Source organism: Pseudopedobacter saltans DSM 12145 (assembly GCF_000190735.1).
In the GTDB taxonomy this organism is placed as follows: domain Bacteria; phylum Bacteroidota; class Bacteroidia; order Sphingobacteriales; family Sphingobacteriaceae; genus Pseudopedobacter; species Pseudopedobacter saltans.
Genome location: NC_015177.1, coordinates 1,578,370 through 1,598,759, shown reverse-complemented (window position 1 = coordinate 1,598,759; position 20,390 = coordinate 1,578,370). Strand labels below are relative to the sequence as shown.

Here is a 20,390-nt window from a genome sequence, read left to right as displayed (position 1 = left end):
GAAAATTTAGTATTGGTTAAAAAATGAAATTGTTAGGTAAGAAAATTAGGCTTTTAAGGCATCAAAGAGGGTGGAGCCAGGAAGATGTGTCTAAACAATTAGATATTTCTATTCCCGCTTTCTCTAAAATTGAGACAGGAATCACTGATGTTAATTTATCTAGATTAGAACAAATATCAGCCCTGTTTGATATGTCTGTTGTAGAGCTTTTGACTTATAATGATCCTGAGCAAGAGGTGAAGTATGCTTCTGATTTGGAAATTGCTACCAAAAAACTTCAAGAAAGGGATGCGGAAGTAATTGACCTTCAGAAAAAAGTAATTGAGCTTTATGAAGAAATTAGAGGAATGAAATCTTATGTGTAAATAAGATGAATCTTCTAAAGATTTACTCAATAAAAGAAAATCACTAAAAGAAACAATAATTGTTTCTTTTAGTGATTTTTTTGTTTTTATTGAGGGTTCTTGTTTATCTGTCGACTTCGCCTAATACGATGTCAATAGAGCCGATTATAGCTATCAAATCAGCTATCAGGACTCCTTTTGATATTTCTGGAAGAACAGATAGGTTGTTAAAGCTAGGTCCTCTGGATTTAATTCTGAATGGCTTGTCTGATTTGCCATCTGCTATAAAATAGAAACCAAGCTCACCTTTTGGGTTTTCTGCTCGCATATAAAAATCCTGAGCTTTAGGCGTGATCTTTCTAGGCAATTTTGCTCTTGGATCAAAATCAGGAGTTCTTTTATATTCCTTGGTTAATTTTTCAATACATTGTTCAATGATCTTTAGCGACTCGCCAATCTCGTCAATTCTGACTTTATATCTATTCCAGCAATCTCCAACTACACCAATTTCTCCTTTAGAATAAGGAATATCAAAGTCAATTTCGGGATAAACAGAATATTCATCTACTCGTCTTAAATCATATTTCAGGCCGGAACCTCTTAAGACCGGACCGGAACATCCATAATTAATAGCGACGTCTAAAGGTAATACGCCTACGTTTGCTGTTCTCGAAATAAAAATCTGGTTATCAGTAAGTAATTCGTTTAGCTCTTTAAGCTTAGGTCTGAAGTAATCCACGAATTCTTTACATCTTTCCTCAAACCCTACAGGTAAATCATAAAATAAGCCACCTACCCAAATGTAGTTATATAACATTCTGGCACCAGATGCCCATTCAAGCATATTCATGATATGTTCCCTGTCTCTAAAACACCATAAAAAGGGTGTAAAGGCACCGATATCAATGCCGTAAGTTCCAACTGCAATTAAATGCGAGGCTATCCTGTTTAATTCACATACCAGAACTCTTATATACTCTACCCTTTTAGGAATGTCCTTTTCTATTCCAAGCATTTTTTCAACTCCCATTACAAAAGCATGATTGTTGTTCATTGATGCCAGGTAATCTAATCTGTCTGTATAGGGAATAATCTGGTTGTAACTTAAAGCTTCACCATGTTTTTCGAAACAACGGTGTAAGTAGCCTAAATGAGGTATGACCTCTTTTACAACCTCACCATCGGTAATCAGTTCCAGACGTAAAACTCCATGGGTACTGGGGTGTTGTGGTCCCAGATTAAGAACCATTTCCTCTGACGATACAGAACTAATTTTATGTCGATATCTTTCTAAAGCCTCTGTATACATAAGCTGTTTTTAAAGGTCTATTTTAATGTTTTTATAGGTTTCAGCGTTTTTATAATCTTTGCGCAGAGGATATCCTTTCCAATCATCCGGTAATAAAATTCTTCTTAAATCAGGATGACTTTCGAAGAAGATACCGAATAAGTCAAAAGTTTCCCTTTCATGCCATTCGGCAGTACGCCATATAGATGATACGCTTTTAAATACCGGTAAATTTTGCTCGTTTCTATCGTTTTCTCTAAACACTTTTAAGACTAGCTGATGCTTTTTGATAATGGAGGATAGATGATAAACGACGCCAAACTTACCTGATTCCACGCCATAATCTACTCCACTTAAACTCGATAGAAAATCAAACCAGGTATTTTTGTTGTCCCTAAGTTCCAGGCAGACTTCCGTTATATAATCAGGATTGATAATTAACGCTGGCTGCAATCCTGTAGTTTCTTCGCCTACAATTACGTTTTTGCCTATATTTTCTACAATTAACTGCTTAATTTCCTGAAATGTCATTACGGTGCTAATCTTTCAATTTTCCAAATGTTGTCACTATTTAAAGTGTATCTTATTCTGTCATGTAAACGGTTGGACCGTCCTTGCCAAAATTCCACAGATTTTGGATGTATCTTGTATCCGCCCCAATGTTCAGGTTTAGGAACTTCACCTTCTTTGTATTTATCTTCCAATGCTTTTAGGTTGTTTTCCAAAAAGATCCTGTTGGGGATAACACTACTCTGCGGAGAAGCATGTGCGCCCAGTTGACTGCCATGAGGTCTGGAATGGAAATAATCGTTAGATGCTTCCTGACTTATCTTTTCTGCAATTCCTTCAATTCTTATCTGGCGTTCGAGTTCTACCCAAAAAAATAACAGACTTACTTTTGGGTTCGTCTCTATATCATGCCCTTTTCTACTATTGTAATTGGTGAAAAAAGTAAAGCCATTCTCATCAAATTCTTTTAACAAGACAACTCTTGCACTGGGAAAACCATTTTCATTTACCGTAGCAATTATCATTGCATTGGGTTCTAAAATCTGAACTTCGATGGCGTGATTAAACCAGATTGCAAACTGATCAATAGGGTTTTTCTTAACATCATTTTCGGATAAGGATGATGATTTATAGTCCTGACGAAGATCTCTAATATTTATTTTTTGCTCATCCATGCCTTACAAACTTACGAAATGCTAAAGAATAATGTTGTCGGATAGATGTTTTATTTGCACTATTTTTAACAAAATTATTATATTGACATTATCATGTTGAATCGAATATTACCACAAATAGGGAACATTTTAATTGCTGAGCCATTTATGTTAGACGATAACTTTAAACGGTCTGTCGTAATATTGGTAGCAGAAGATGAGGAGGGACATGTTGGGTACATTTTAAATCAGCGGAGCAACTTGCTGGTTAAAGATCTGCTCGTGGAATTTACTGACTGTAATTTCCCAGTTTATATTGGCGGACCTGTTTCGCCGGATACGCTTCATTTTGTGCACAGTTGCCCGGATAAGATTTTTGATGGAGATTTAATTAGAGATGGAATTTATTGGGGCGGGGATTTTGAAATGCTAAGGACACAATTGTCTTTAGGAAATATTAGCGAAGAAGAAATCCGTTTTTTTCTTGGCTACTCTGGCTGGGACAAAGAGCAATTGAAAAGAGAATTGAATGAAAATAGCTGGATTGTTTCTGATAGAATTAATCCAGCTATTGTATTTGAACACTCTGAAATTGATATTTGGAAAGAGGCAATTATAAATTTAGGCGAAAAATACGCACATATAGCCAATTTTCCCGAGAGACCAGAGTGGAATTAGAAATTTGTAGGATATCCTTCGGATTTTAATCCTTCTGCAGATTCTTCAATTTTTGCTTTAAGATCATTTTTGAAAGCTTCCACTTTTTTGAAAACATTTTCATCTGCAGTTCCGATAATTTGAGCGGCCAAAATTCCAGCATTTTTTGCTGCATTTAAAGCTACTGTCGCTACCGGAATACCATTTGGCATTTGTAATATAGAAAGAACGGAGTCCCAGCCATCTATAGAATTGCTGGACTTTACAGGGACGCCAATTACAGGCAGTGAGGTTAAAGAAGCTACCATTCCAGGAAGATGGGCTGCGCCACCAGCACCTGCAATGATCACTTTTATACCTCTGTTCGCCGCATTTTGTGCATAATCAAACATTCTTTCGGGCGTACGATGCGCCGAAACTACTGTTAGCTCGTAGTCAATTCCTAAATCTTTTAAAAAATCTGCAGCATCTTTCATAATCGGTAAATCCGATTTGCTACCCATGATTATACCTACTAAAGGTTTGTACATTACGCTATGACTTTTAAGGTTTCTTTTACAAATTTTGCTTTTTCTATGGCTTTTTCTCTATCGTTGTCTACAATAGTAACATGGCCCATTTTACGGAAAGGCTTGGTTAGCTTTTTTCCGTATAGATGCACATATACACCTTCTTTTTTCAATACTTCTTTTAATCCTTTATAAAGAGCGGGGCCTTCATGTCCCTTTTCTCCCAATAAATTAACCATAATAGCATTTCCAAGCGCTTCTGTGGAGCCTAGAGGAAGGTTTAATATGGCTCTTAGATGTTGCATGAATTGAGAAGTTTTGTTTCCTTCTATAGTTTGATGTCCACTGTTGTGAGGTCTTGGTGCAAGCTCGTTTACCAGAATATTACCATCAGCAGTTAAGAACATTTCAACAGCCAAAAGACCAACAATATTCAAGCTGGTAGCAATATCTATTGCGATTTTTTCCGCTCTTTGTTGGATTTCTAAAGAGTAAGTTGATGGGCTTATTAGATATTCCACTAAATTGGCTTCGGCATTAAAATCCATCTCGACCAAAGGGAACGTTTTAATTTGTCCTTTTTCGTTTCTGGCTACAATAACAGATATTTCTTTTTCGAAATCGATATTTTTTTCTACTATAGACGGAGCATCAAAAGCTTTGTCATAGTCTGTAATCTGGCTGATTTTTACCACGCCTTTTCCATCATAGCCATCTTTTCTTAGTTTTTGTATAAAAGGGAAGTCGAAATTCTCTTTTAATAATTCTTCTCTGTTGGCGATAAGTTTAAAATCGGCGGTAGGTATATCGTTTTCTTTAAAAAACTGTTTTTGTAAACCTTTGTCCTGGATTAGCCTGATTATTCTGGATTGTGGAAATACCATAACGCCCTCTTTTTCCAATGCTTCTAAGGCTTCGACGTTTACTTTTTCGATCTCTATAGTAATTAAATCTACATTTTTACCGAAATTGTATACTGTTTCGTAATCAGATAGTTCACCTACTTCAAAGTAATCGCAGATATTTTTACAGGGAGCATTTTTGTCCGGGTCTAAAATTGAAACAGACAAATTGAGGTTGATAGATTCCTGGATAAGCATTCTTCCGAGTTGTCCACCTCCTAAAATACCTAATCGCGTTTGTGTAATGTTGGATTTCATTTCTGTTGTTTTACAATAGGCAAGAATTGCATTTTGTAAATATTATAATAATTTAAATGTGATTATGTTGTTGTTAACAGAGACTCTTTCTCTATTTTTTGTTGAAGTTCTATAATTGCGCCAATTAGAGCTTCTGGGCGAGGAGGGCATCCTTGCACATAAACATCTACAGGAATAATACGATCTACGCCTTTAACAACATGGTATCCGTGTTCCCAATAAGGACCTCCACAATTCGAGCAGGAACCCATAGAGATAACATATTTAGGTTCGGGCATTTGTTCGTACAGGCGTTTGATTCTTTCTGCCATTTTAAAAGTCACCGTACCAGCAATAATAATGACATCTGCTTGTCTAGGGCTGGGACGGGGAAACACACCTAGTCTGTCGAAATCAAAATTTGAAGAATATGAACCCATCATTTCGATAGCACAGCAAGCTAAACCAAAACTTAATGGCCATAAAGACGAAAGTCGGGACCAGTTTAATAAATCGTCTAGTTTAGTGACAATCAGGCCCCCGTTTTCAAGTTGTTTTTCTAAGCTCATGATGAAATTTTCTTAAATCTTGGGACAAATTTTGGCTTTTCAGAAACGAGTTCTGGTTGAACAGTTTCGATGTTTTTAGTTATTACTTCGCTATGAGAGATTGACTTCGTTAAGTATGTTTGTTCATTAATTACAGCATAAGCATCCAAAGGAATTTTAGTATCAACCTTAGGACTTAAATTTTCTGGCTTTATCCAAAGTAAGTCTTTCTTTCTCCATACATAAACCAGCCCCAGCAACAATATGCTTATAAAAATCAGCATTTCTATAAATGTAAGCCAGCCCCATCTTCCATCCAATGCGATTAATTCGTTATTGCTAAATATTGTCGCCCATGGAAAGATAAAAATCATCTCTACGTCGAATAACAAGAAAACTAAAGCAATAACATAAAAGCGGCTATTAAACTGAATCCATGAATTGGAATAAACTTCTTCACCACATTCATAAGAACTGTTTTTTTCAGGATTAGGTTTTTTTAAAGAAAGTATTTTGTTTGCGAAAAAGGTAGCACATACGAAGATAGTTCCGATAATCAGGAATATCAGAACTTTGCCAAACTCAGTTATCTGTGAATATTCGTCCATTTTCTAGGTAGCAAATTTAATACAAATTTACGATTTAAATAGTGTGTCGAACGTAATAGTTTGTAATGATTTTGCCATTATAGGTGAAAATATTAGAACAAAATTCCATTTTTGTGCTATGTCAAAAAAGTATGATGCCGTAGTAATTGGAGGAGGCGCTTGTGGATTGATGTGTGCCGTACAAGCGGGATATTTGGGAAAAAGCGTCCTAATTATAGAAAAGAATGATAAGTTAGGTGCGAAAATTCTGATCTCGGGCGGAGGACGGTGTAATTATACTAACCTTTACGCAAGTAAGGAAAACTACATTTCAGAAAATCCACACTTTTTAAATTCCTCACTTTCTCAATGGACCGTGGAAGACACAATAGCCTTTTTTGAAGCCAACGGAATTTATGGACAGGAAAAAACGCTGGGGCAATTGTTCCCTAAATCAAATAAAGCCAAAGATATAATTGATGTTTTTGCAAATTTGTGCGAAGACCTGGGGCAGGATATTTTATTGAATTCCAGTGCGGTGTCCGTTGAGAAGAATGGAGAATTGTTCGAAATTATCTATGAAAGAAATGGGAAGGATAATAAAATTACTGCTCCAAAAGTTGTGATGGCCAGTGGAGGGCTTCCTATTGCCAAGATGGGCGCTACAGATTTTGCATTGAAAACGGCGGTGAAATTTGGGCTGACTTTAACTAAAACAGCGCCGGCATTAGTGCCGCTTACCATTACAGGCAAAGATCAGCAATGGTTTGCCAATCTATCCGGAAATTCCATTTTTTCAGTAGTGAGTAACGATAAAATCTCCTTCGAAGAAAATATTCTTTTTACACACTGGGGACTAAGTGGCCCTGCTATATTACAGATTTCTTCTTATTGGAGGCCTGGTGAAATAATAAATATCAATTTATTGCCTGATATCAATATTGCAGAAGCTATCTTAAAAGAAAGACAGCACAACGGAAAAAAACATTTATCGAATTTCTTAAGCCAATATTATACAAAGAAATTCGTTGAAGCTTTAGAAAGTATATTGCCAATCCATAAAAATTTAGCTTCTTTGTCTAAAGAGGATTTGTTATCGGTTGAAAACTTTATTCATCATTTTAAGGTTAAACCTGCAGGTGATAAAGGTTATGACAAAGCCGAAGTTATGAGAGGCGGTGTTTCAACAAATGAATTATCTTCTAAAACTTTAGAATCTAAAAAAGTTAAAGGATTGTATTTTGGAGGGGAATGTGTTGATATAACAGGATGGTTGGGAGGATATAATTTCCAATGGGCATGGGCCAGTGGATATGTAATTGCACAAAATATTTAAACAGACTAGGAAATGACTATGATGAAGAATATACTAACAGTTTTAATGCTGTTTTTTGTATTGACACTTGAAGCGCAGGAACCCACTCCTTATTTACCTGATTTCGAGTTCCAAAAACTAGACAGTACCTCATTTAAGCGTACAGATTTAGATTCAACGAAAAACACACTCATCATATTTTTCGATGCTACCTGCGGACATTGCAAGGACGCCATGATAAAGGTAAATAAGAATTACGAGAAACTTTACAATACCAATGTGGTTCTGGTTTCTTTGGATGTAGAGAAATCTATTCACATGTTTTTAACCGAGTTTGGCCCCAAATTCTGGAACAATTCGAAAGTAACTATACTCCATGATGGTAAATATGAATTTGTACCGTTGTTTAACCCTAAAAGATATCCGTCACTTTATTTGTACTCGCCAAAAAGAGATTTACTGGTTTATGCAAATAATGACGATAAAATGGAGGAGATTTTTAAACTGATAGATACTGCTAATCATAATCAGAAAAAATCTGCGTCGAAATAGTACCATTTTCCGTTAAGTAACTGGAAGTTAGAACGCTCATGGTGAATCTGAAGCTGCATTTTTTCGTTGAAATAATGAGCCTTAAATTCAACTGTCTGCTCGCCACTGTAAAGGATTTCCAGTTTTAGCCATTTGCTGGAGTTGGCCCACTTTAAAATGTCTCCTTTTCTATAGAGTTTAACTTTAGTTGGAGCGGTAGTTTTCAGAATATAATCTGCATCGGCCATCACATAAGCTGAATATCTGCTTTTCATTAATAATAAAGGGCTTTCAGCTATTTTCTTTGCCTGATGGTATGGCATACAGCAGAGGCTGTAATCTAAATTACTTCCGCAAGGACACATTGTTGACGATTTTTCAACAAAGATAGTTCAGGACGGTGTGATTAAAAAAATTGAGTTAAATCTTTGTGTGTTTAAAAATCATTAAATTAACTGAAAGCACTACGCCACCAAGTAAAAACTGAAAAGTATCGCCAAAAGGAAACAACCTTAAAGAAATAATCCATGCAGTAATAGTGATAATCGCCACAGCATAAAGCAAATTTGTCTTGAATGCCGTTTTATCGAGCCCTCTGCTTACTTTTTCTTTTAATACAGTTTTTAACTTAGCCTTATCACTTTTTATTGATTTGGCCAAACCCACTCTTTCCATTGTTTTCATAGCGATAAGTTTTTGGAGTTTTTTAACTTAATTGTTCATTCCTATAAAATCGTATTCTATAATTATGCCAAAAAATAAATTAAGTACCGTGTTAACAGGTTTTTAAAACAGAAATAAGCCTTACATTTGCCCAAATTGCATTTAAAATTTTCTTGATAGATTTTGTTGTATCAAATAAAAATATTATGATTTTATCGTGACTTTTATTCAAAGTATTTTAAACTATCTTATTAAATTTTGAGAATTATCAACCTAATGAAGAGGACATACATTTTACTTGTATTTACTTTTAGCTACAGTCAACTTATAAGTCAGGAAGTTAAGGAACTCAATGAAATAGTGGTTACCGCATCACAGTCTGAAAAGAAATTAGGTGATATTGGGAAAATAGTAAAAGTTATTTCACGTGAAGAATTGGATCGGTCTCAAGGCAGAACTTTAGCACAATTACTTAGTCAGGTAGTTGGAATTAACGTTTCGGGTAGCGACAGCAATATAGGAGAAAACGTGTCGCTATTTGTAAGAGGAGCATCTGCGGGTAATACCTTACTTTTAATTGATGGTGTTTCTCTGAACGATCCTTCAACCATATCTAATGATTATAATCTTTCTGCAATAACAATAGATCAGATCGAGCGAATAGAAATATTAAAAGGAGCAAGCTCTACTCTGTGGGGGTCTGATGCTGTGGCCGGAGTGGTAAATATCATTACTAAAAAGGGTACAGAGAAACTGAATGGTGATTTTTTGGCAACTGCGGGAAGTTATGGGACTTTTAAGCAAAATGCGGGCATATCTGGACAGTTGAATCAGACAACGGTCGCACTAAATCTTTCCAATCTTGTGTCTGATGGTTTTTCTTCTGCTCAAAATATAGATGGAAGAGAAAAATTTGAAAGGGATAGCTATAAGCAAAAAGCTGTAAATCTGAATTTAGGCCAAAGTTTAACTTCAAAAATCAATCTTTATCTGGGCCTTAATTATAGCAATTCCAAGGCGGGGTTCGATGCCGGAGCTTTTACAGATAGCAGGGAAAACAATTCGTTTAAAAAATCCTTTATTGCGAATTTAAAAGGGGCTTATCAATTAAACAATGGACAAGTGAGCCTGATTTTTACGCAGAACAATGTCTCTTATAAGGCCGATGAATCTGGCTATATTACAAAAAACCAAGGTTCTGTAAGTAATATTCAAACTATACTGTCTTACAGGTTGAATGATCTGTTTGATATTACCTCTGGACTTAACTATAAATATACTACCACAGATCAGGTAAGTCCATTCGCCAGTATTAGTTCCGATGATGCAAATAGTCATTTAAGCAGTGTTTACACATCTTTGTTCTTCAAAAAGGGGATTTTTAGAAATGAACTGGGAGGACGTTATAACTACCACAGCAGTTATGGGAAAAATTTCTCGTACACTTTGAACCCTTCGTTATTGATAGCCAGTCGCTATAAAGTTTACCTAAATCTATCATCGGCATATAAAGTGCCTGCTTTGTATCAATTGGCTTCTGACTTTAAAAATACTAATGGATTAAAGCCTGAAACAGCTTATAATACAGAGTTTGGAGTCGAAGCAAATTTATGGTCGGACAAGCTTTTTTTAACAAGCTCTTTATTTAAAAGGAGGATTAAAGACGTTATAGATTTTGGAATGGCGGACGATGGTAGGTTCCAGTATGAGAATGCAAATACAGAAAAGGCCAAAGGCATGGAGAGTGATATTACATTTAAACTTGAAGATGTTTTTAAACTTTCGGCTTTTTATACCTATACGGGTGGTTTTGTGATCAAAGAAGGAATGGAAACATCGCTTGCCAGAAGACCTAAAAATACTGTAGGAGCAAATGTGAATTATAAATTTTCTAAACGTTTATCGGCTTCATTATTACATAAATGGATGGGGAAAAGGGAAGATGCGTATTTTAATTTGACTACTTACGAAGTGACTAAAGTTACTTTACATGATTACCACAGAACGGATCTTTATATACAATATCAAACTTTAAAAAATCTGACCATTTTTGTGGATAGTAAAAATATTTTCAATAGGAATTACCATGAATTTGTAGGTTACAACACTGCAGGTTTTAATTTTAATGCAGGGATTAATTTTAAGATTCGATAAGATTTTAATAATTTTACATTTTAAAACGATAGCTATGTCTTTAAGCAATAAATTCATCATAACGCTGGTTATTTTAATAGCCGTATCTTTCAGGTTTTTAGATTTAGGATCAAATTACAGTTGGGGGAATTTTACTCCTGTAGGTGCAATAGCACTATTTGGAGGAACTTATTTTAAAGATAAAACCAGAAGCTTTTTTGTGCCTTTGTTTATTTTATTATTAAGTGACATTTTATTAGGTTACAAGTATACCGGAACGTTTAACCCGTATTATCCTGGCATCGAACTGGTATATGTGAGTTTTGGGGTAATGGTTTATATCGGTTCTTTAATTAAAAAAGTAAGCGTATCGAATGTTTTTTTAGCAACTATAGCTGCTGTTTTTACACATTGGATTTTAGCAGACATTCAGCCATGGTTAGCAGGACCGTACACTAAAGATTTCTCGGGTTATATCAATGCGTTGGTAGCAGCAATACCGTTTGAGAAAAATCTGCTTTACGGAAATATTATATTCTCTGCTCTAATGTACGGAGCTTATGAGCTTTACAAAGTAAAATCAGCTTCTTTTAAAGAGTCAGTAGTTTAATAAAATAATATTCGATAAGAAACGCCAGTAAATATTTGCTGGCGTTTTTTGTTTTATTTGTAGAGCATTTATCTATACATAGCTTAATTTTCTATTTTTGTTAGCTCAAATCGTATAAATGAACTATTTGCGTCTCCTTCTTTTGCCCATTTCTGCCGTTTACGGATTAGTTGTATGGCTTAGAAACAGGTTGTACGATTTCGGGGTCTTTTCATCTACATCTTTTGATTTACCTGTTATTTCGGTAGGTAATCTGGAAGTAGGAGGATCGGGGAAAACACCATTGACGGAATATCTTATCAAACTTCTTTCTGGGTATCGTTTGGCGACCTTAAGCAGAGGCTATGGAAGAAAAACAAAGGGTTTCAGGTGGGTAAAAGAACATGATGATTCGACCTTGAGCGGAGATGAACCTGCACAGATAAAAAATAAATTCCCTGCTATAGATGTGTCTGTATGTGAAGACAGAGTAGCAGGAGTCAAACAGTTGCAGCACAATCACGATCTTATTCTTTTAGACGATGCTTATCAGCACAGAGCTATAAAGCCTGGGTTCAATGTTTTGGTGTTTAATTACTACAATTTGAATAAGCTACGCTTCTTGTTACCTGCTGGAAACTATAGAGATCTATTTGTTGAAAGAAAAAGAGCTGATATTTTATTAATCAGTAAATGTCCACAACAATTGAACACAACCCGACGAGATGAGATTATAAGAAAAATGAAACCTCTTAATAATCAGAAGGTTGTTTTTTCCAGTATTGGATACTCCAATGATATTAAAAATATTTTCGCGGGACAATTAAAACCTGTAAATACAATTAATAAAGACACCCATGTTTTATTGATTACAGGAATAGCAAATCCTCTACCTCTCGTAAACGAAATTCGTAAATACACAGATAATATAATACATCATTTTTACCCGGACCACCATCTGTTTAGCACAAAAAATATGCTTAAACTTGTAGAGGCGTTTCAGGATATTGAAGCAACAGATAAAGTAATAATAACAACAGAAAAAGATGCTGTTCGTTTAAACATTACCGAAAATAGAAAACATATCTACACACTTCCTGTTTATCAATGGCCGATAGAAATAGTGTTTTTAGATAAAGATAAGTCGGTTTTTGACCAAGAAATATTAAATTATGTTATATCAAATAAACGAAGCGATAGAATACATTAAAAAGAAAACCAACGAATTTAAACCTGAAATAGGAATTATCCTGGGGACCGGTTTAGGTGGTTTGGTTCAGGATATTGAGGTGGAGTATAAGTTGATGTATTCGAATATTCCAAACTTCCCGATTTCTACGCTGGAATTCCATTCAGGGAAACTTATTTTTGGTGTGTTGGGCGGAAAGAAAGTGGTTGCCATGCAGGGGAGACTGCATTATTATGAAGGATATAACATGAAGCAAATTACTTTTCCTGTAAGAGTGATGAAAATGCTGGGAATACAGACTTTGTTTGTCTCCAATGCCAGCGGATCTTTAAATCCTGAATTTAAAAAGGGCGACCTGATGATTATTAAAGACCACATCAATCTGCAGCCCGAAAACCCTCTGGTGGGAGCAAATTACGAAGAGCTAGGTCCACGTTTTCCGGATATGAGCGAACCTTATAAAAGAGATTTGATAAAAAAAGGTTTAGAGATAGCGGCGACACATGATATTACCTGCCACACTGGAGTATATGTTTCTGTAACGGGGCCTAATCTGGAGACGCAATCCGAATATAAATATCTAAGAATTATAGGCGGTGATGCTGTAGGTATGAGTACTGTTCCGGAAGTTATAGTTGCAAGACATATGGGTCTGGATGTTTTTGCCGTTTCTGTACTTACAGATGAGGGTTTCAATGATGTACTGGAACCTGTATCTTTGCAAGAAATTATTAATACGGCTACTGTTGCAGAGCCAAAGATGACAACGATTTTAAAAGAGCTGATTCAGCATGTATAATATGCTCAGAAAGATATTTTTCCTGTTTTTTATTTTAGTCAATACATTGCAGGCTTTCGCCCAGTTTGGATCTACATTGAGGAGAAACGATGGTTTTGGTTTTGATACTACAAGTACAAATAAGCCAACTTCCAATCGGGATATTAGTGTCGATTCCTTACGTAAACAGCTGGACGGTAAAAAAGACTCTGTTGTTTTTAATGCTAAGTATATTAAATTTACAAAAGCAGCTTTTTTAGAAGATAGTACCAGATTATTTAATTTGGATACAACAGCCAAAGACTTTCAGCATTTTAATCCGCTCAATGATCCACATAGTCCCACTATGAATTTAGGTGTATTGGGTATGGCGTTCCGTCCAATGTTATTCGAGCCGCGTAAAGATATCGGGTTTGATATAGGCTTGCATTATTTTGATAGGTATATAGAAGGACCTCAGGATATTAAATATTATCAGGCCAGAGCGCGATATACAGAGTTGTATTATGTATCTCCATTTGGAGGAAAACAGGAAGAAATGTTTCATGTTTTGCATAGCCAGAATATCAAACCTAACTGGAATATGGGAGCAAAATATGCAAAAACCGGTTCACAGGGATATTATGCGGGGCAGGTTTCGGATATTTTAAATGCCTCTCTATGGAACTGGTACCAATCTAAAAGTAAACGTTATACTTTACTGGTAAGTGCTAATTTCAATACAATTAAAAGTAATGAAACCGGGTCTATTTTCAACGATAGTGTTTTTACAGCAAAAACCATTGTAGAGCCTCTTTTCGAGCGGACAAGATTATATAATAGCCGCGAAGCTGGTAATGCGAGACATAACGTTAAAAACAATACCATTTTTGTTAAGCAATTTTATAACATAGGAAAACAACGTTTAGTTGATAGCGGAGAAGTTGCCCTACCCACGCAAAGGGTTAGCTATGCTTTCTCTTATAACAGACAAAAATATAATTTTAGATACGGGAGGGTAGACACCACAGGGCTTTTTAAAAACTACTACATTTACCAGGATTCTACTTCTGATTCTACTCGGTTAGATCACGTTCGCAACGAGTTTGCCTATAGCTTTTATATCAGAGGGAAACGGATTTCTTTCTTAAAAAACGAGGTAAAAGTAAACGCAGGGCTGGTTCAGGATTATTACAGATACAATCAGTACACTTACAATAAAAATTTCCAAACATTAACCTTAAAAGGAAATGTAACCTATGGTCTTAGTAATAGGATAAACCTGAATGTTGGTCTGCAGCAGATCTTTCAGGGACCCTATATAGGAGATTTTCTGTACGAAGCAAATTCAGAAGTGAAATTGAGCAATTCGGTAGGAAGTATTTTCCTGGGGGCTTATTCCCAGAACCAAAGTCCGGCTGTAAATTACGAGATGCAAACGAGCAATCACCGTCGATGGGATTTGAATTTCGACAGGACGAAAACCCAGAATCTATCTTTTGCATACAGTAATCCCAAGTTTGATTTAAAAGCTAAAGCTGAATATTTTTTAGTGAGTAATTATTTATACTTTGGCGCCGATGCTAATGGCGACATTACTCCGGCGCAAGTTTCAGGAAATATCAATATGCTGAAACTAACATTGTCCAAAGATTTTCATGTAGGCAAGCTGACACTGGAAAATTATATTGTTTATCAGAAAACAGATTATGAATCTGTACTGAGGACGCCGGAAATATACACTTTCCACAGCTTGTATATGCATCAGGATCTTTTTAAAGTATTAAAGATGGACTTTGGTTTTGATATTAAATATTTTGGAAAATATACCGCAAACTCATATGCGCCTGATATCGGACAGTTTTATAATAAAGACAATACAAGATTTGATACCTGGCCGATAGTTGATGCCTGGGTAAGAACTAACTGGAAACGGGCAAACCTGTTTGTACGTTATGATTATCTGAACAAGGGGCTTTTCTCCAGGGGGTATTATACTGTCGACAGATATCCAATGCCTTATTCTGTAGCACGTTTTGGCTTAAGTTGGAATTTCTACGATTAAATTTATTTATAAAACGTTTATTTACACTTACATAAAAGGAGATAAAAGCCTGAAGATTCTTTCTATGAGTTTTCGGGCTTTATTTCTTTTATTCCAATCGTATAGATCAATTTGTGTCGAATGTTTTAAATCATTTTCAAATTCAATCGCTAGTTTATAAGCTATTTTCGAGTCATATATCAATGCCGCAACTTCAAAATTCAGGTCGAAGCTTCTGGAATCCAGATTGGCAGTTCCAACAGATGCCATTTCACGATCGGTTACAATAGTTTTTGCATGTATAAAACCCTTTTCATATTGATATATTTTCACTCCAGCTTCCAGTAATTCTTCGAAATAAGATTGTGCAGCTACACTTACAGATAAGGAATCTCCCTTTTTTGGAATGAGTAATTTTACATCAATTCCGCTTAAAGCAGCTATAACAAGACTGTCCTGTAAAGTTTGATCGGGAACATAATAAGGTGTGGTCAGTAATATTTCGCGACGGGCCAGATTTACCGCCTGAACAATAGCAAAAAGTATGCTTGGTAGTTCAGAGTCGGGTCCGCTGGAAGTGATCTGTACAGGTATGGAATGCTCACGATCAATTTCAATAGGAGGGAAGTAATCCTTATTGACCATTAAATTTTCCTTACTACAGAAATTCCAATCGGCCAAAAAAATCTGTTGAAGAGAGAGCGTAGAATAACCTTTAATCATCAGATGTGCATCTTTCCAATATAACTGATCACTTGAGCTATTAATATATCTGTCAGAGATATTGATGCCGCCTATAAATGAAGTGATTCCGTCAATAATAACTATCTTACGGTGGTTTCGATAATTAATTCGGTTAGCAAAATAAATCAGTTTGATCTTGTTGAAGGGAAAAGCTTGTACACCATTTCTTTTCAGTTCTCTGATTATATTTTTCCGGATACCCGAACTTCCAAAATCATCGTATATAAATCTAACTTCTACGCCTTCTTTTGCTTTCTCAATTAAAATGTTTTTAATCTCATTTCCAATAAAATCGTTTTCGTAAATATAATATTCGAAATGGATATGCTTCTTAGCCTTCTTCAGTTCCGTTATCAGTTTTGGGAAAAGGATCTCTCCATTGAATAAAGGCTCTACAACATTGTTAGGCAAAACACCTTCATTGCCGTTTTTTTTGTTAGCCATTAATCTGGTTAATTCCTGATTATTTAACAAAGACGGGTTTTTGCTGGTAGAAAAATATTGGTAAAGATCAATTAAACGGCGTTTAAATACCTCTTTTAAGGATTCATCGATTTCTAATTTCTTGTTGTATATTTTGCTCTTTCTATAGTTTATGCCAAAAGAGAAATAAAAAATAATACCGATGATGGGAATAAATATAACTAGTAATAAATAGGCTACCGTTTTGCTGGATGAACGTGTGTCATAGATGATCTTCAGACAAACTCCAATCAGAATAACAATATAAGCAACCTCACCAATTAATATAAGCGTAGTTTGATAAGGGATTTGGGGCATATTATTCAAATACTAAAGCAGCTACTAATCTAAAAGTCTTTTGTAATAAAAAAGTTTTACTCAAGTCTTTTTTATTTAGATTAATTATTGCTAACTTAATACTAATCAAATCTTTCATAATATGTCATTCTCTAAATTAAACTTAAACAAGGGCGAGTGGCTCGATCTTGTTTTCCAAAACCGCAATAAAAGCTATGGTGCGTATGAGATTCGTAGAGATGCAGATACCTATTTGTTGAAAGCCCTGCTCATTTCTTTTGGTGTATTTAGTTTGTTTATTGGCTCCACTGTTTATTATATGAATAAAGATAAACAAGCAGCAACAAGTTATACAACTTCCCTACATAAAGATTTTGACGATGAAAGAATTGTGAAACTGGAAGACTTCAAACAAGAAACACCACCTATGGTAGAAAACACTAAACCTCTGCCAGATCAGGTTGCGTCGACACCACAGATTAATATTGCACAGATAAAATATGTAAAAATGCGCCCGGTGGAAGATAGCAAAGGTGTTGATGCTCCTGCTACAGCCATTATAAAGGATAATATTATAGGTTCTACTGATATCGAAGGAGCAAAATCAGAAGCTGAAAATTTGTCTGTAGGAGTTATAAATGGGAGAAATGAAATCAGTGGAAATGGATCTGAATCCGACAATACTACCTATAATACAGCTAGTGTAGAGCAAATGCCTGCGTTCCCTGGCGGAATGGAAGCCTGGGCGAAATTTCTTAGAAAGAATTTGAACTATCCGGCTTTAGCCAAAGAAGCAGGGATACAGGGAAGGGTTACCGTTTCTTTTGTGGTTGAAAAAGACGGGTCTGTTACAGATGTTAAAGTTCTAAGAGGAATAGGCGGCGGTTGTGATGAGGAAGCAGTGAGAGTTATCAGAAAATCACCTGTTTGGCAAGCTGGTGTAATGAACGGACGCAAAGTGAGGGTTTCATACGTTATTCCAGTGATGTTCCATCTCGATTTATAATTATAAAAGCAATTAAATTATTAGCCGCAGGATACAGCAGCTGAAAGAGGTCGTAGCTTCGCCTTTAAGCGTTTTGTCTCCTGCGGTTTTGTTATTTAATAACTTGCATTTCACTTTTACCTATTATGAAATTGTGTGCCAGCTTCCTTCTTTTACTTTGTTTTTACAGCGTATTTAGCCAAACAGTTCAGATTGAAGATTATCGGCCGGAATTTTCCAATATCCGTACATATAATCATGAATGGTTGGGCTTAAGGACATTTAAACAAAACGGGATGGTGAAATATATGGCTGTAGATCCATATTCATTTAAAACCGCTATTATTTCTACCAATGAGATTTCAAGTTTAAATAAGTTGGACTACGCTAAAGTAAATGCTGAATTTGTAAAAAGCTGTTTTATAAAGGCCCAACAGTTGGCAAGAACTAACGAATCTTCTATACAGAATGCAGGAATAGACAGGCATTTTAACAGAGAAAAAGGTGTGAATTTAACTATGGATCTTTGTCCTTCGCACAGGCAACTGGATCGTATTGTTTTTGATTCTACTTATAACTATTTTCAGGGTAAAGAGGAGAATATACCCATAGGTATATCTGTTTCAGGTAAATGGATGCAACAACATCCGGAGGATTTGGAATGGTTGAAATACTTATCAAAAAGTGGTAAATGGAATATTATCTGGATTAATCATTCTTATAATCATTTCATGAATAATGAGCCTTTAACGGAAAATTTTCTGTTAAGTAAAGGAACGGATTTGAATACCGAAATTCTACAAAACGAGCAGCTGATGATAGAAAAGGGTATAACTCCTTCTGTTTTCTTCAGGTTTCCTGGGCTGGTGTCGGATAAAGCAATTCTTGAAAAAGTTCTGCATTATGGTTTAATTCCAATAGGGGCTGATGCCTGGTTGGCCAAAGGCCAGCGGCCGGTAAATGGAAGTATTGTGTTAATCCATGGGAACGGAAACGAAGAAAGTGGCGTTAAAGATTGGATTAATCTGCTAAAGTACAATATAAGAAATATTCAACTTGGGCATTGGATACTTTATGATTTAAACCAAAGTCTCCAATGTAATACCAGATAATCCTTAATTAAGTTTTCTGTTTTTTCTTCTTGGCTGCGGGAAAAAGAATATTATTCAATATTAATCTATAACCGGGTGAGTTTGGAAATAAATTTAAATCGGTAGGAGAGTCGCCAACTAAATGCTGGTAATCTTCAGGATCATGTCCACCGTAAAACGTCCATTGTCCTTTTCCAATCTCTCCATGAATATACCGGGCTTCATTGGCAGATTTAAGCTCTCCCATAACCGTAACTTCAGGCTTAATAACTTCTTTTCTGTAAGCAGTAGTTTGTCCCATAAAACCTTTGATCACCTTTTCATGGTTCTGAGTCAGGATAGTAGGTATAATATCCCATTTGGCAGAAAAATCAAATAAAGTAAAATAATCCCGGGTCTTTTCCACATTTCTGGTGTTAGTCGCATCAATATCTGAAAATTCATATATGGCCGGATTGTTCTCCAGGTTGAAATTATGAAAAGCAAATGCTTTATCAAAGTTTAACTTCTGCTGCGCCTGCGGATCGGTTGCATCTCCATCAAACATACTTTCGCAAATATCTACTCCCTCAGCAGAAAGGGCGATATCAAAGCTGTCTGTCCCGGAACACATAGCAAAAAGAAAGCCCCCACCAATACAGAAATTCTTAATAGTCGAAGCAACTGCCAGCTTCATTTGGGATACTTTTTTAAAGCCTAATTTCTTGGCTCTGGCTTCTTGTTGTTGTACATCTTGTCGATACCAATCTGTATTCCGAAAATTAGCCCAAAAACGCCCATATTGTCCAGTGAAATCTTCATGATGCAGGTGTAACCAATCATATTGTGCCAATTTTCCATCCAGAATCTCTTCATCATAAACTATATCATAGGGGATTTCGGCATAGGTAAGAACCAGCGTTACGGCATCATCCCATGGCAGCTTGTTTTTGGGTGAGTACACAGCGATTTTAGGCGCTTTTTCAAGTTTCACCATTTCCATATTTACTTCAGGATCGGAAATTTCGGTTAAAATGGATGTAAGCTTACCATCTGCAATCACGTCGTAGCTGATTCCTCTTATTTTTAGCTCATTTTCAATTTCTTTGTCATAATTTATAGAGAAGCTACCACCTCTGTAGTTCAGTAGCCAGGTGATTTCCTTGTTCTTCTTCAAAGTCCAATAAGCCAGTCCATAAGCCTTCAGATGATTTTTTTGTTGTTCATCCATAGGTATCAATATAGCCGAGCTATAGGCCTGCGATACAAAAAATAAGAGGTATATCGTGACAAAAAATCTTTTCATTCCTATAAAATTAGGGATAAAGCTTTAAAACGCTAATATGGGCTAAAAATTTTATTAATTTAGCGTCCTT

General features: G+C 35.7%; 22 protein-coding genes. 11 read left to right on the top strand and 11 right to left on the bottom strand.

Annotation, left to right across the window (positions count from 1 at the left end):
• Nucleotides 1-23: 23 nt before the first annotated feature.
• A complete protein-coding gene (locus tag PEDSA_RS06745; protein ID WP_013632417.1) occupies nt 24-365 on the top strand; it encodes a helix-turn-helix domain-containing protein in 342 nt (113 codons plus the stop codon).
• 103 nt (nt 366-468) lie between these two features.
• On the opposite strand, the gene PEDSA_RS06740 is transcribed toward PEDSA_RS06745, so the two are convergent.
• Genes PEDSA_RS06740 through pdxH form a run of 3 tightly spaced genes read right to left on the bottom strand, consistent with a single transcriptional unit; the run spans nt 469 to nt 2,816 of the window.
• Nucleotides 469-1,653 carry an NADH-quinone oxidoreductase subunit D gene (locus PEDSA_RS06740; RefSeq protein WP_013632416.1) on the bottom strand — a complete coding sequence of 395 codons (1,185 nt, stop codon included), beginning with the start codon at nt 1,651-1,653 and terminating at the stop codon, nt 469-471.
• Between the two features lie 9 nt (nt 1,654-1,662).
• A complete protein-coding gene (locus PEDSA_RS06735) occupies nt 1,663-2,163 on the bottom strand; it encodes an NADH-quinone oxidoreductase subunit C (protein WP_013632415.1) in 501 nt (166 codons plus the stop codon).
• Nucleotides 2,163-2,816: a pyridoxamine 5'-phosphate oxidase gene (pdxH, locus tag PEDSA_RS06730; RefSeq protein WP_013632414.1), complete on the bottom strand. Its 654-nt coding sequence runs from the start codon at nt 2,814-2,816 to the stop codon at nt 2,163-2,165. The genes PEDSA_RS06735 and pdxH overlap by 1 nt, the downstream gene beginning before the upstream one ends.
• A 93-nt stretch (nt 2,817-2,909) precedes the next feature.
• Between pdxH and PEDSA_RS06725 the strand changes: the two genes are divergently transcribed.
• Nucleotides 2,910-3,473: a YqgE/AlgH family protein gene (locus PEDSA_RS06725; RefSeq protein ID WP_013632413.1), complete on the top strand. Its 564-nt coding sequence runs from the start codon at nt 2,910-2,912 to the stop codon at nt 3,471-3,473.
• Here PEDSA_RS06725 and purE read toward each other — a convergent pair.
• The 4 genes from purE to PEDSA_RS06705 form a co-directional block, all read right to left on the bottom strand.
• Nucleotides 3,470-3,982, bottom strand: coding sequence for a 5-(carboxyamino)imidazole ribonucleotide mutase (purE, locus tag PEDSA_RS06720; protein WP_013632412.1), 513 nt, complete (start codon nt 3,980-3,982; stop codon nt 3,470-3,472). The genes PEDSA_RS06725 and purE overlap by 4 nt on opposite strands.
• The gene (locus PEDSA_RS06715; protein ID WP_013632411.1) at nt 3,982-5,121 is read right to left on the bottom strand and encodes a 5-(carboxyamino)imidazole ribonucleotide synthase; all 1,140 of its coding nucleotides are present in this window, start codon (nt 5,119-5,121) and stop codon (nt 3,982-3,984) included. The genes purE and PEDSA_RS06715 overlap by 1 nt, the downstream gene beginning before the upstream one ends.
• Nucleotides 5,122-5,183: 62 nt before the next feature.
• The gene (locus PEDSA_RS06710; RefSeq protein ID WP_013632410.1) at nt 5,184-5,669 is read right to left on the bottom strand and encodes an NADH-quinone oxidoreductase subunit B; all 486 of its coding nucleotides are present in this window, start codon (nt 5,667-5,669) and stop codon (nt 5,184-5,186) included.
• Nucleotides 5,666-6,256, bottom strand: coding sequence for an NADH-quinone oxidoreductase subunit A (locus tag PEDSA_RS06705; RefSeq protein ID WP_013632409.1), 591 nt, complete (start codon nt 6,254-6,256; stop codon nt 5,666-5,668). Before PEDSA_RS06705 ends, PEDSA_RS06710 begins: the two co-directional genes overlap by 4 nt.
• A gap of 118 nt (nt 6,257-6,374) precedes the next feature.
• Here PEDSA_RS06705 and PEDSA_RS06700 point away from each other — a divergent pair, with 118 nt between their 5' ends.
• The gene (locus tag PEDSA_RS06700) at nt 6,375-7,571 is read left to right on the top strand and encodes a BaiN/RdsA family NAD(P)/FAD-dependent oxidoreductase (protein ID WP_013632408.1); all 1,197 of its coding nucleotides are present in this window, start codon (nt 6,375-6,377) and stop codon (nt 7,569-7,571) included.
• An 18-nt stretch (nt 7,572-7,589) separates the two neighbouring features.
• A complete protein-coding gene (locus PEDSA_RS06695; RefSeq protein ID WP_041536996.1) occupies nt 7,590-8,102 on the top strand; it encodes a peroxiredoxin family protein in 513 nt (170 codons plus the stop codon).
• Here PEDSA_RS06695 and PEDSA_RS06690 read toward each other — a convergent pair.
• Nucleotides 8,078-8,446 (bottom strand): YchJ family protein, encoded by a 369-nt coding sequence (locus tag PEDSA_RS06690; protein WP_013632406.1) that lies wholly within the window; start codon nt 8,444-8,446, stop codon nt 8,078-8,080. The two genes, PEDSA_RS06695 and PEDSA_RS06690, sit on opposite strands and share 25 nt — an antisense overlap.
• Before the next feature lie 55 nt (nt 8,447-8,501).
• A complete protein-coding gene (locus PEDSA_RS06685) occupies nt 8,502-8,765 on the bottom strand; it encodes a hypothetical protein (protein ID WP_013632405.1) in 264 nt (87 codons plus the stop codon).
• A 255-nt stretch (nt 8,766-9,020) separates the two neighbouring features.
• On the opposite strand from PEDSA_RS06685, the gene PEDSA_RS06680 reads away from it, so the two are divergent.
• From PEDSA_RS06680 to PEDSA_RS06660, 5 genes are all read left to right on the top strand, one after another.
• Nucleotides 9,021-10,898 (top strand): TonB-dependent receptor plug domain-containing protein, encoded by a 1,878-nt coding sequence (locus PEDSA_RS06680; protein WP_013632404.1) that lies wholly within the window; start codon nt 9,021-9,023, stop codon nt 10,896-10,898.
• Nucleotides 10,899-10,932: 34 nt separating this feature from the next.
• Nucleotides 10,933-11,487: a DUF6580 family putative transport protein gene (locus PEDSA_RS06675; RefSeq protein WP_148233514.1), complete on the top strand. Its 555-nt coding sequence runs from the start codon at nt 10,933-10,935 to the stop codon at nt 11,485-11,487.
• Nucleotides 11,488-11,605: 118 nt separating this feature from the next.
• On the top strand, nt 11,606-12,676 hold the full coding sequence (gene lpxK / locus PEDSA_RS06670) for a tetraacyldisaccharide 4'-kinase (RefSeq protein ID WP_013632402.1): 1,071 nt from the start codon (nt 11,606-11,608) through the stop codon (nt 12,674-12,676).
• A complete protein-coding gene (locus PEDSA_RS06665) occupies nt 12,639-13,454 on the top strand; it encodes a purine-nucleoside phosphorylase (protein ID WP_013632401.1) in 816 nt (271 codons plus the stop codon). The genes lpxK and PEDSA_RS06665 overlap by 38 nt, the downstream gene beginning before the upstream one ends.
• 1 nt (nt 13,455) lies before the next feature.
• Entirely contained in the window at nt 13,456-15,477 is a 2,022-nt protein-coding gene (locus tag PEDSA_RS06660) for a putative porin (RefSeq protein WP_148233513.1), read from the top strand.
• A 27-nt stretch (nt 15,478-15,504) separates the two neighbouring features.
• On the opposite strand, the gene cls is transcribed toward PEDSA_RS06660, so the two are convergent.
• Complete coding sequence (gene cls, locus PEDSA_RS06655) at nt 15,505-16,980, bottom strand: cardiolipin synthase (RefSeq protein WP_013632399.1); 1,476 nt, start codon at nt 16,978-16,980, stop codon at nt 15,505-15,507.
• 121 nt (nt 16,981-17,101) lie between these two features.
• Here cls and PEDSA_RS06650 point away from each other — a divergent pair, with 121 nt between their 5' ends.
• Both PEDSA_RS06650 and PEDSA_RS06645 read left to right on the top strand, forming a co-directional pair.
• A complete protein-coding gene (locus tag PEDSA_RS06650; RefSeq protein ID WP_013632398.1) occupies nt 17,102-17,965 on the top strand; it encodes an energy transducer TonB in 864 nt (287 codons plus the stop codon).
• A 125-nt stretch (nt 17,966-18,090) separates the two neighbouring features.
• Nucleotides 18,091-19,056 (top strand): polysaccharide deacetylase family protein, encoded by a 966-nt coding sequence (locus PEDSA_RS06645; RefSeq protein WP_013632397.1) that lies wholly within the window; start codon nt 18,091-18,093, stop codon nt 19,054-19,056.
• A gap of 7 nt (nt 19,057-19,063) precedes the next feature.
• Here the strand turns inward: PEDSA_RS06645 and PEDSA_RS06640 are convergent, their stop codons facing one another.
• Nucleotides 19,064-20,320, bottom strand: a complete 1,257-nt coding sequence (locus PEDSA_RS06640; protein ID WP_013632396.1) for a hypothetical protein — start codon at nt 20,318-20,320, stop codon at nt 19,064-19,066.
• Nucleotides 20,321-20,390: the final 70 nt, after the last annotated feature.